Origin of the sequence: Parapedobacter tibetensis (genome assembly GCF_024704835.1) — a bacterium.
Lineage (GTDB): Bacteria > Bacteroidota > Bacteroidia > Sphingobacteriales > Sphingobacteriaceae > Parapedobacter > Parapedobacter tibetensis.
On sequence record NZ_JAMXBE010000006.1, the window covers coordinates 13875 to 26312 of the forward strand.

Below are 12438 nucleotides of genomic sequence, written 5' to 3' on the forward strand. Positions count from 1 at the left end.
TTAGAAGCTAAGTTCGACACCAAACGTATAAATCTTCGCATACGGGGTTTCCCAGCCCCGGGTGCCGAAATGGTTTACCTCCGGATCAGCAATCTTGTATTTGGAAAAAGTCAGTAGGTTTGTGCCGTTGAAGTATATGCGGGCATTTGTCACCCCGATTTTATTCACCACTTGCATGGGAATGGCATAGGCCAGATTGATATTCTTCAAACGGAGGAAGCTGGCATCGTGCATTTGGCGGCTGCTGTACTGCATGGGGTCAGTCAGGTCGTTGCCGTCCAACCGGGGGAGTGAGCCGCCAGTATTCGAGTCGGTCCACCGATTGTCATAATAATATTGCGCACGGATACGCTCCCAATAATATCCATCATCGGCCACATCCTTGAATGCACCATCATAGAGGTGTCCGCCAATTTTATAAATAAAATTGAGGCCAAGCGAGAAGCCTTTATAGGAAACATCCGTGTTGAAGCCCCCGGCTACTTTCGGTAGGGCCGAGCCCAGTATGGTGCGGTACGCACTCGAATAGGTATATGTGGCTCCCCGCCCATTGTAAATGAAATCACCGGCGTTGGGATCTGTCGGATCGTTTACATACCAAACGTTCCTGCCGTTTTCCGAATTTACACCGGCCCATTCAAATCCATAAAAACTCAACATGGATTCGCCTTCACGATAGATAAACTGCGCTCGGGCATCATTACCAGTCGGGTCATTCCAGATTACACCATTGTCCGTGGTCGATTCTTCATTGGCATATAGTTTGGTTACGTTAGACCGGATGAATGAACCATTGATATTTGCACTCCATTTCCAATCACCGGACCGTAAAATGTCGTACCCCAATTCAATCTCAACACCACGGTTGTTTACTTCACCGATATTCTTCAGAATGTCTCCGAATCCTGTTACCATGGAGATGCGTACATCCTGCAACAGTCTTTTGGAATCGCGGTTGAAGTATTCCACGGTACCATATAACCTGTTGTTGAGTAATCCAAATTCCAAGGCCAAGTTTGTCGTATAATTAGCCTCCCAGGCGAGTTCGGGATTGCCCAACGCGGTGATGCGACCACCTGGGGCCCCCATGTAACCATCCTCATAGTAAATCAATGAACGCCAGCCATAATTATCGGTAGGCTGCGTGCCGTTTGCTCCATAAGAAGCGCGCAGGCGTAAGTTGCTGAGGTAATCCATCCCATCCATGAATTGCTCATTGCTTAGGGTCCATGCCGCACCTATTGACCAAAAGTCGCTCCAGCGTCCGTTTGGCGCCAAACGGGAAGAACCATCGCGACGATAGGAAGTCGAAAAGTTGTATTTTTGACCGTAGTTATATTCCGCCCGGGACAGTACAGACATCATGTTGTAGCCCCAATAGTAGGCGTTGGCGTCCAGATCTCCAGCAGTGCTCACTGAAGGCAATGTGCTAGAGGGCAGGTTTGTGCCAGTTGAACGCTGAAAATCCGTTTGGTTTTTCTCCACCTCAAAGCCAGCAAGCAAATTTACGCCGTGCAAGCCGAATTGTTTGCTGTAATTGGCTGTATTGGATGATACCAGTTTCTTATAAGTGGTACTGATTTCATGTATGCTACCTTTATCAGTGACTCCACTGTAATGATTTGAGCTATAATACAAGTGTTCTTTTACCTCATTATTCTCATAAGAAAATACCGATTTTATGTTCAGTTCAGGAAGTATCTGGATATTCAGTGTTTCATTGACGGATAGTCGCAACGACTTTGATTGGTTGTCCCATTCGTTTTCGTAATAGTCAGCATTATAAGCATAGCTGCCATACCTTGCTGTCCAGGGTTCACCGGTTTTGTAGTCGGTGGGCCAGTAGAGTGGCCATAGAAGATTCCGGGTTTGCAGATAATAATTTCCACCGAGGTTACGTGTATCATTATAACCTTCCTGCTGGTTGTTGGATACGCTGACATTCGAAATAAACTCAATATGTTTTCCCACCTTTTGCGACAGGTTTACACGGCCAGCAATGCGATCATATTCATTAAGCACCACCCTGTTTTTGTCTTTGGTGTATGAAAGGGAAGTATAGTATTTGGTGTCTTCAGTACCACCACTTACCGATAGGTCGTTGGTTTGGTACATGCCTGTCCGGAAAAGAAGGTCTTTCCAATCGAAATATGTGCCTTCTCGGTTTACTAAACCATCCGTCATTCCCTTGATTTGCACGTTTTCGTATAGTCCGGCACCATTGGTTTCGAAACGGTAGCCATGACGGTTAAACCGGCTGTTGAGCATGCCGAGTGCCGAGGTATTGGCTTGATCTTCAGTCATCCCACTAGTTGTACGGTAATCATGGAATACCTGATAAAGCATATTCACCTGTTCCTGCACGCCGGCTGGTTCATAATTATCGGTAGCCCAACTTGGCGTAAAGCCAATAGATGTCCGGAAATTAATGGTTGGTTTTCCCAATTTCCCTTTTTTGGTCGTGATGAGCACCACACCATTGGCGGCTCGTGAGCCATATAGGGAAGAAGCAGCGGCATCTTTCAAGACCGTGACAGATTCGATGTCAGCGGGATTTAGTGCGTTTAGTACATTATTTGATGTATACAGGTAGTCTCCCATCTGGCCACCACTTCCCGATACCACGGGAACCCCATCAATGACATACAAGGGTTCGTTGGAAGCATTCATGGAACCGATGCCACGGATACGGATGCTGGGTGCCGAGCCGGCCTGCCCAGATGTGTTAGTAATCTGTATGCCCGGCATTTTACCAAGCAATGCACTTTCAAACGAAACCGTTGAAGCATCCTTGAGCTCCTCACCCCCGATTACCGATGCCGAGCCTGTATAGGTTCCCTTCGTTGTCGTGCCATAGGCTACTACGATCACCTCGTCCAGATTTCGTTTTGTGGATTCAAGCTGCACAGGAATGACAGTGCTGCTGCCTACTCGAATTTCTTGGGTAGCATAACCAATCATTTGGAAGACCAACACAGCATCGCCGCTCGGCACATTAATGCTGTAATTGCCATTTCCATCAGTGGCTGTTGCCGTGTTGGTGCCCTTCACCGTCACGGTGACACCCGAAAGCGGGGTGCCATCGGTAGCGTCCGTCACCCTGCCGGTGACGGCAGATTGCCTGGCCAACGTAGTGGAAACCAATCCACAGCACATCAGCCAAACGGCTAAAAGTAGTCGCTTCTTCATAGTTGTTTAGTTTTTGTTAGTACTTTGGTTAATTATTAAGTGTTGCTTAATTGCGTTATCCCAATCCCCGCCTTGTCTGACAATACTACCTTGCCGTCGACCACCGCCATGCCTTGGTACACGTCGTTGCTGATGAGTAAGGCGCCATCCAAATCCGCCCAATCTACAATGGGCGACAATTGTGCGGCGGCCGATATGGCACATGATGTTTCGGTCATGCAGCCGAGCATCACCTTCATGTCGAGTGCGCGGGCCAATTCGGCCATTTTGTGTGCCTCCCGCATGCCCGTACATTTCATCAGTTTGATGTTGATGCCACTGTATACACCATGGGCTTTTCGTACATCATCCAAACGTTGCACGGCTTCGTCGCCAATGGTGGGAATGGGGCTGTTTTCAGTGAGCCAAGTGTTGTCATCTATCTGCTCCTTGGGCATGGGTTGTTCCAAGAAAACAACACCTCGTTCGGCCAGCCAATGGCTCATCTCCAGGGCTTCGTCCCGTTGTTTCCATCCTTGGTTCACATCCACGCAGAGCGGTTTGTCCGTCACCTCACGGATGGCCTCGATCATCATTTTGTCTGTATCGAGCCCTAGTTTTACCTTAAGTAACTGATAAGGCTCGGCTTCGCTCACTTTCTGCCTCACTTTCTCAGCGGTATCAATACCGATGGTAAAGGAGGTATTAGGTGTGGTTGCCGGATTATAACCCCATATGCGGTGCCAAGGCTGCTGCATAGTCTTGCCCAATAGGTCATGCAGGGCGATATCTAAGGAAGCTTTGGCCGCCGTGTTTTTTAAGGCGATTGCATCTACATATTCCAGTATATGCTCGGTGAGAAATGGGTCATTGAAACCAGTGAGGTCTACCTTGTCTAAAAAAGCCAAGACACTTTCGTGCGATTCGCCCAAATATGGGGGCATGGAAGCCTCGCCGTAACCGACAATACCATCAAATTCGAGCGCAGTAAGCACCACGGGAGTAGTGCTGCGTGAACCAGCGGCGATGGTAAACACGTGTCTCATTTCCAACGTATAGGGTCGGTAACGCAGTGTGAATCTACCCGTTTTCCGCGTGATGGTATTGGCAGTGTTAAAAAGACTGGTCGGTGTATTCGATGCGATTTCAGCGGTCATTGTTATGGGGCTTGGAATTGTCTGTTGGGGTTATTTGCTGGCCATCGGGACTGGCATAGGCCGGGTGTAGCGCAATGGGTCGCAGGGCTATATCTACCTGTCCGAGATACCTGCGTGCCGCCACCAATGTACGCGATTGGAAGTCATCGTAGTTGGGAGCTTGGCTAAGCATGCTATTGATGCGTACCGTGCCCGCTGCATGGATGAACTCGCCATTACCCAGGTAAAGCGCCACATGTGTGATCCTGGCATCGGGAGCGCGGTTTTCCCCTGAAGCGAAAAAGAGTAAATCGGCAGGTTGCAAATTTTTGAGCGCCTTCGCTGTATCCAACGTATCTGCGGAGAGGATGTCGACAGGCTGCCCAGCCAATACCTGCTGCGAGGCATCCCTGGGAATGATTACACCATTCATGTAATATGCCGTTTTGGTGAAACCGCTGCAATCCACTCCTTTTACCGAGGTACCCCCCCAAAGATAAGGGAGTCCCATCATGGTTTTGGCTGTTGCTAATATGTTTTCGGGTGTTGGGTTAAGGGTGCCAAGCCATTCATCAAATGGCCGTGCCTGCTCGTTCTTGATATAGGCCATGCGCCCATCTGGGTAGCCTACCTTCACAAAACCAGCTGATTCATCTTCTAGGGTAAGGATGTTTCCCATCACTAAATCGGAAACCCGGAGGGATTTTTCATCTGGTTCTACATAGGAATGTCCAAAATCAGCCGTAAATATCACTTTTCTGGCTGTTTTCCATTGATGAAGTTCAGATTTGGATTTCGGGGTAATGGAGGATGCGCTTACCCACGAGATGTAGCCTTCAGGTGTGCGAATCCGGAAATACCCATCCTTTTTTTGTAGCAAGTCTACCGGTGTGCCAAGTAACACTTGAGTGGCCAATTCGGCTTGGTTCCGCGGTGTTGTGCGAAGGTTTGCCACAGAGAGGTTTACGATTCCTATAACATTCCCGTTGACACTGCTATCTGGCAAAAGTTTTATAGTTACCTTTGAGGCAGGAATGTGATTTTCTGATAGCAGTTGCCTGAAGTGTTCTTTAGCTTTTGGTTCGGTTGTTTCAATCTGGTAGCTATGAGTAAATTTATCCAAAGCCTGTAATTCAAAAATGGCGGTACGTTTGTCCGGTGCGTATACCTTAATAACTTCTTCGACTATATGCGTGATTTTTTGATATACAGCAGAATCCGGCAAAGTTATTTGGGCATAACTTTTTATACCGAAAACAATACAAAATAGTATTAATATGACCTTACGGTAGGTTTCCATAAAGGGTAAGTTTCCGTCTAAGGTAATATATAATTAATAGGTGTGCAATATTTTTTACGATTAATTCATGGAAACACTAAAATTCATGCATAAACACGTATGCCAAAAAATGATTTTGATTGATTTCGGTTTTTTTTACTCAAATAATAACGTAAAATTTGCGCCTTGAAGCCAAGTAATGAAGAAGTAGATGATTAATAGGAGAAAATTTATTAAAACGGGAGCCATGGGGGCATCAGTGCTTTCTGCAAGCGGGTTATTGGTTGCCTGTGCCAACCGGAGTGGGGGAACTGCCATGGACAACAAACCTATTGTGGTTTCAACATGGGATTTTGGAGTTGTGGCCAACCAGGCAGCTTGGAAAGTGTTGAATGCGAATGGACGCGCGTTGGATGCGGTGGAAGCAGGAGTGCGGGTAGCGGAAGCCGATTTGACCAATATGACAGTGGGCAAAGGAGGATATCCCGATAGGGACGGGCACGTCACCCTGGATGCCTGTATCATGGACGAAGCGGGGAATTGCGGTTCCGTCGCCGCCATACAACATATTGCACATCCCATTTCGGTGGCGCGTATGGTGATGGAAAAGACGCCTCATGTCATGCTCGTAGGGGAAGGGGCTTTACAGTTTGCGCTGGAAAATGGCTTTGAAAAGGAGGAGCTGCTTACGCCGGAAGGCGAGAAAGCTTGGAAGGAATGGCTCAAAGAAAAGAAATATGAACCGGTCATCAATATTGAGAATAAGTCATTCGCCACAGCGAAACTGCCCGGCAATCAATATAACCACGATACCATTGGGATGCTCGCAATGGATATGAATGGCAACCTTTCGGGTGCATGTACCACCAGCGGTATGGCCTTCAAGATGTACGGTCGGGTAGGCGATAGCCCCATCATTGGTGCTGGGCTGTATGTTGATAATGAGATTGGCGCAGCTACAGCCACTGGGGTGGGTGAAGAAGTGATTCGTACGGTGGGTAGTTTCTTGGTGGTGGAGCTGATGCGGCAAGGGCTTTCGCCTCAAGATGCCTGCCGGGAGGCGGTGGAACGCATCATCAAAAAGAAACCGGATACAGCCAAGGAAATACAGGTTGGATTCTTGGCCATGAACAAACAAGGCGAATACGGAGCGTTTTCCTTGCAACAGGGCTTTTCGTACGCCGTATGCGGTAAGGATAAGCAGGATTTGTTGGTGAAAGGGGAGAGCGTGTACTAATTTACGATTTTAGATTGTAGATTTACGATTGTAGATTTACGATTGTAGATTTACGATTTTAGATTTACGATTGTAGATTGATGATTTTAGCATTAGTTTTGCGCGGAAAATAACCAATGGAAAGAAACCGAGGTGTAAATAATATTGACACACAGGGCAATGATTATTTACATCGAGCTCTCATCAACCGATAAAAGAAAAATAATTAGATGAAATTGTAACTTAAAAATTAAGCATTACTTATATGGATAAACAAAATGACAAGCCTCAACTCTCTGGAGTGAAGGAGATAGCGCGTAGAGCTAATGTCTCCATAGCTACTGTCGACCGGGTTATACATAACCGGAAGGGAGTTTCGGAAAATACACGAAAAAAGATTAATGAGATTATTGAAGAAATCGGGTTTCAACCCAACATCCTTGCCAGTCGCCTAGCCTCAAAGAAGGTGAATCGTTTTGTGGTGCTCATTCCTGAATCCCAGGAGACGGATTATTGGGAGTCCCCTTTACGTGGTATAGGACGCGCAGAAGATGAGATAAAACAGTATGGAGTCAGTATCGTACGTTACTTTTATGACCTCAATGACAAAACGACGTTCTCCAAAGCAGCTGAAAAAATCCTGGCTGGCAATTTTGACGGTGTGCTACTTGCTCCTTCATTCATCAGTGAATCTTTGGAGTTTACTGCGACATGCCGTCAACGGGGTCTTCCATATGTGTTTATCAATTCAGACATTCCAGCGCAGCATAGTTTATGTTATATTGGCCCACACCTATATCAGAGCGGTTACCAAGCTGCACACCTGATTAGTTTTGGGTTGAAAGAAGGAAAAATTCTCATTGTGAATATCTCTAAGGAAATTGATAGTTATCATCACCTACTTAGGAAAGAAGAGGGATTTAGGGCCTTTTTCAGTGAAAACGATAAAGTCCTAAACAAGCTAGTCAAGATTGATATCAGGAACACGAGTGAGGCCTCCATCGACGCCGATTTAGATTGGGCTTTTGAAGTACACCATGATATTGATGCTGTTTTCGTAACAAATTCCCGGGTGCAATCGGTTGCCCATTACTTCGAAAAGAAAAATATACAGGATAAAATTTTAGTGGGGTATGATTTCCTTAGCGAGAATATCGAATACTTGAAGCGGGGTATCATTGATTTCTTGATTTGCCAAAAGCCCGAAGAGCAAGGATACATCGGTATTATGTCATTGTTTCAGCATATTGTTATGGGAACTGCCATTGAAAAGGAAAAATTTATGCCAATTGATATCATAACAAAAGAGAACTATGAATTTTATAGCAATTGATAAGCCGGGAATGATGCTTGGGCCTACGATTAGAAAAAATACAGGAATATATTTGGAAGTGTAATTATTATTTCATTATTTAGCGGGTACGTTACCGGTTATAAAATTGTAAATCATTATTTAATGAGTGCTTTTGGGAAAGAGATAGGTATTATGTGCTCCTAACTATTTTCGTGTACGTGCACGTTTTTATAGTAACAATGAAATAACCTAGGTTGGCTATTCATTAAAAAATCAGAAACCATGACAGCGAAAAATTACTCAAGGCGTGATTTCATTGCGAAAAGTTCCCTGCTCGGAGCTGGAATAGCGGTGGCACCTCATGTTTTTTCCTCCACCTTAGCTATCGGTAGTAAACCGGCCATATTGGGTGGTCGCGGGATATGGGCTGATAAACAATGGCCAAAGTGGCCTAGATGGGTGCCTGAAACCGATGAAAAAAAATTGCTTGAGGTGGTCAGGAGTGGAATATGGTCGCGTGCCTCCGTAACAGCCGAATTTGAGAGTGAATGGGCCCGCACGCTTGGTGCAAAAAGGTGTTTATCTGTGGTAAACGGCACCAACGCATTAATCACAGCGCTCAGCCAGTTTCATATTGGCGCGGGCGACGAAGTGATTGTACCACCATACACCTTCATTGCATCGGTGACATCGGTGCTACTTAATGGTGCCATGCCTGTTTTTGTGGATATTGATCCGGAAACCTTCCAGATTGATCCAACGAAAATCGAAGCAAAAATAACGTCGCGCACCAAAGCCATCATGCCAGTACATATCCTGGGCTTACCCGTTGATATGGATCGTATCATGGCCATCGCCAAAAAATATAACCTCTTTGTTATTGAGGATGCATGCCAGGCACATTTGGCTGAATATAATCATAAAAAAGTTGGAACCATCGGCCATGCAGGATGTTTTAGTTTCCAAAACTCAAAGAACTTGCCCATAGGTGAGGGCGGGGCGGTGGTGAGTAACGATGATCAGTTTATTGATCGTTGTTTTTCATACCATAATCTGGGGATTCCCTATGGTACCGCGGTGGGCACTGTTTCGTCGGGGAGTGTCATTATGGGGACTAAGGTGCGTTTTACGGAGTATCAGGCAGCCATTGGCTTGGCCATGCTGAAAAGACTCGATGCAGAGACTACCACTAGGAATGAAAACGCAGCTTATTTAAGTTCGTTACTTCAGCAAATACCGGGCATTGTTCCGTATAAACTGTACGATAAAGTAACACGCGCGGCGTTTCACCTATACCCGTTCCGGTTTATGAAAGAAGCTTTTGGCGGGTTGACTAGAACGAGTTTTATCAAGGCGATGCGGGCAGAGGGTGTGCCATGTTCGAGCGGTTATACGTTGTTAACCGACAAACCTTACCTAAACGATGCGTTCCAATCGGCTGCTTTTAAAGCAATTTATCCGCCCGAAATGCTTGATTTTGATGCGTATGTGGCCGCCAATAGATGCCCTAAAAATGAGCAGTTATGCAATGAAGAGGCGGTTTGGTTAACACAAAATATGCTGCTGGGGCCACGTACTGATATGGATGAGATCGCCGGTGCCATCTCAAGAATTCATAAAAATGCAGCAAGCATTGCAAAACTACATGGCTAAATGGGGACAAGGAGTTTGATTCATAGTAAAGTGGGACAGGTGATTGTATGGTTGCTTGTTGGCATGAGCCCTGTTTTTGCCGATTTTCAGCAAGACCAACCAAAAGGGGTTTGGAATGTAGGCGTAGCAACCACCATCATCACGCCCAAAGAGGCAACATGGCTTGCCGGTTATGCGAGCAGAACTCATGCTGCAGAAGGGAAACTGCATGACCTATGGGCAAAGGCTCTTGTGTTAGAGGACAACGATGGTAACATGGCGGTTATCGTTACGACCGACCTCTTGGGGCTTCCCCGCAACATGTCGAGACGGATCCGGGGTGCGCTTTCCGCGCAGTTGGGCTTGTCGAAAGCCGAAATCATATTAAACAGTTCACATACCCACTCGGGCCCGGTACTGGTAGAATCGCTACGAGACATTTATCCGGTTAAGCCGGAAGATCTGGAACGCATACAACGCTACTCCATATGGTTGGAAGAACAGCTTGTGAAGTTGGTAACGACGGCAGTTAAGCAGATGGAAACGGCTATACTAACATCGGGACAGGGGGTGACACGCTTTCAGGTAAACCGGCGGAATAATGACCAAAAGAATTTAGAGAAGTTAACGGAACTAAAAGGGCCTATTGATCATTCCGTTCCTGTATTAAAAGTGACCACCCCTTCGGGAAAATTAAAAGCCATACTCTTTGGGTATGCCTGTCACCCTACCGTACTGGATGGCTATCAGTATTCGGGTGACTATGTTGGATTTGCCCAGTTGGAATTGGAGCAACGTTATCCAGGTGCCGTTGCCTTGTTTTTTCAAGGAGCCGGAGGCGATCAGAACCCACTACCTAGGCGTAGCATCCCATTGGCTAAACAATACGGCAAGGAACTGGCTGCTGCGGTGGAGCGTGTTTTGGAGGAGGATGATCTAAAAATGCTCGAACCACGGCTGAGAACGGCCTACCAGGAAGTGGAATTGCCATTGGAAGATCCGCCAACAGCGGAAGATTTAAAACAGATACTAGGGAAAGAGGGGCAGATTCCCTATGTGTTGGCATGGGCTGAAAGGATGCTTGAGCGACTGCAAAATGGGGAGCGGTTGGAAAGAAGCTACGCATATCCCATTCAGGCTTGGCAACTGGGCGATCAGCTTCTGGTTAGTTTGGGTGGTGAACTTGTGGTGGAGTATGCCATTAAGCTGAAAGCAAAGTACGGACAGGATACCTTTGTGATGGGGTATTGCAATGACGTGATGGGGTATATTCCGTCGGCCACCATTTTAAGGGAGGGTGGTTACGAAGGGGATACCGCTCAGAAAGTGTACGGGCTTCCAGCAAAGTGGGGTGTTACGATTGAGCAGCTAATCGATGAAGGCTGTGACCGGGTGATTGGGCAACTTTAACATGTTAATTTTACGAATGATTCAGGAAAAAATACTTACAGCAAAGCGCTATTACTCCGGGTTCAAGCTGGCGCACGATACGTATAATGCCATTTCTGTGGCCAGCGATGGAAAAGTTTACTATGTACTGTCGTCGGAATCGTATGATATTGGAGGTCAGATTTATGTGTATGACCCACAAACAGACAAAACATCGTTTTTGGCTGACTTGACTGAAATTTGTGGCGAAAATGGTAGGAAAACGATCCCGCAGGGGAAAAGCCATGTCAGGTTTTATGAATTTGAAGGCAAACTATACTTTGCCACCCATGTGGGTGTGTATGATATGCGCGATGATATGGAGCGACTGCATGAGGTTGCCCCTAGTGGTTACGCGCTTTATCCGGGAGGGCATTTGCTTTCGTACGATCTAGCTTCGGGCACTTTTGATGATTTGGCTATTACCCCTGAGGGAGAAGGGATTTTGACGATGACGATTGATGGGGGCAGGGGACACATCTACGCCCTCACTTGGCCCATGGGATGTCTCCTTCATTACGACATGAAAACCCGAACCATAAAGAAAATAGGGTTGCCATGTGGAGCGGGAGAGGCTGGCAAAGTGGGCGACGATTACCGGGTGATTTGTCGCTCCATGTTTGTTGATCCCCAGACGGGCACACTTTACTTTTCCACAGCGGAGGGAGATATAATGACCTATCGCGCCGGAGAACCTTCTTTTTCTATATTGGAAGGGGTTGATATGCGGCTGGACTACTTTGGGAAATATGACCCAACTCGACCAGGCAGCATGGGATACAATTGGCGCAAAATTTTTTGGCATGCGCCGGAACAGGTAGCGTATGGGGTGCATGGCAATTCGGGGTATTTATTCCGGTTTGACCCGGCGACGCCTTCGTTGGAGATTGTTAGGCGCATAACCTCAGTGCCATCTCAACGCAGTGGCATGTTTGATCAGTTTAGTTACGGCTATCTGGGTTTTCAGCCGGGGAAAAATGGGGAAACCATTTATTATTTAACTGGTGGGCCTATTTATGTGGATGGGCAACGAATAAAGGGGGCGAACGAAATTGCGAAAGGGGCGGCAAAGGGCCTTGAAAACCTCCATTTGGTTACCTATAACATTCGGCGGAAAGCGTATCGAGATCATGGTGCTATTTTTTACGAGGATGGTACGCGGCCAACGTATGTAAACTCCATTGCCATCGATGATCATGGGGATGTGTATGTGCTTGCGCGGTTTGAACAGGAAGGCGTGGAAGTGGAAGATTTGATAAAGATTGCTAATCCATTTAATTAAGAG

General features: G+C 46.6%; 8 protein-coding genes. 5 read left to right on the forward strand and 3 right to left on the reverse strand.

Features of this window, described 5'->3' with window-relative positions:
- From NF543_RS11625 to NF543_RS11635, 3 genes are read right to left on the reverse strand one after another with little or no spacing between them, the layout of a single operon-like run.
- Positions 1–3189: a SusC/RagA family TonB-linked outer membrane protein gene (locus tag NF543_RS11625; RefSeq protein WP_257668297.1), complete on the reverse strand. Its 3189-nt coding sequence runs from the start codon at positions 3187–3189 to the stop codon at positions 1–3.
- Positions 3190–3224: 35 nt separating this feature from the next.
- Positions 3225–4325 (reverse strand): dipeptide epimerase, encoded by a 1101-nt coding sequence (locus NF543_RS11630; protein WP_257668298.1) that lies wholly within the window; start codon positions 4323–4325, stop codon positions 3225–3227.
- Positions 4315–5427: a C40 family peptidase gene (locus NF543_RS11635; protein ID WP_257668299.1), complete on the reverse strand. Its 1113-nt coding sequence runs from the start codon at positions 5425–5427 to the stop codon at positions 4315–4317. Before NF543_RS11635 ends, NF543_RS11630 begins: the two co-directional genes overlap by 11 nt.
- Positions 5428–5794: 367 nt before the next feature.
- Here NF543_RS11635 and NF543_RS11640 point away from each other — a divergent pair, with 367 nt between their 5' ends.
- The 5 genes from NF543_RS11640 to NF543_RS11660 all read left to right on the forward strand — a co-directional run bounded on the left by NF543_RS11640 (position 5795) and on the right by NF543_RS11660 (position 12435).
- Positions 5795–6820, forward strand: coding sequence for a glycosylasparaginase (locus tag NF543_RS11640; protein ID WP_257668300.1), 1026 nt, complete (start codon positions 5795–5797; stop codon positions 6818–6820).
- A gap of 244 nt (positions 6821–7064) precedes the next feature.
- Positions 7065–8132, forward strand: coding sequence for a LacI family DNA-binding transcriptional regulator (locus tag NF543_RS11645; RefSeq protein ID WP_257668301.1), 1068 nt, complete (start codon positions 7065–7067; stop codon positions 8130–8132).
- A 243-nt stretch (positions 8133–8375) separates the two neighbouring features.
- A complete protein-coding gene (locus NF543_RS11650) occupies positions 8376–9746 on the forward strand; it encodes a DegT/DnrJ/EryC1/StrS family aminotransferase (protein ID WP_257668302.1) in 1371 nt (456 codons plus the stop codon).
- Entirely contained in the window at positions 9747–11135 is a 1389-nt protein-coding gene (locus tag NF543_RS11655; protein WP_257668303.1) for a neutral/alkaline non-lysosomal ceramidase N-terminal domain-containing protein, read from the forward strand.
- A 16-nt stretch (positions 11136–11151) separates the two neighbouring features.
- A complete protein-coding gene (locus tag NF543_RS11660) occupies positions 11152–12435 on the forward strand; it encodes an NHL repeat-containing protein (RefSeq protein ID WP_257668304.1) in 1284 nt (427 codons plus the stop codon).
- The last annotated feature ends 3 nt before the right edge of the window (positions 12436–12438 follow it).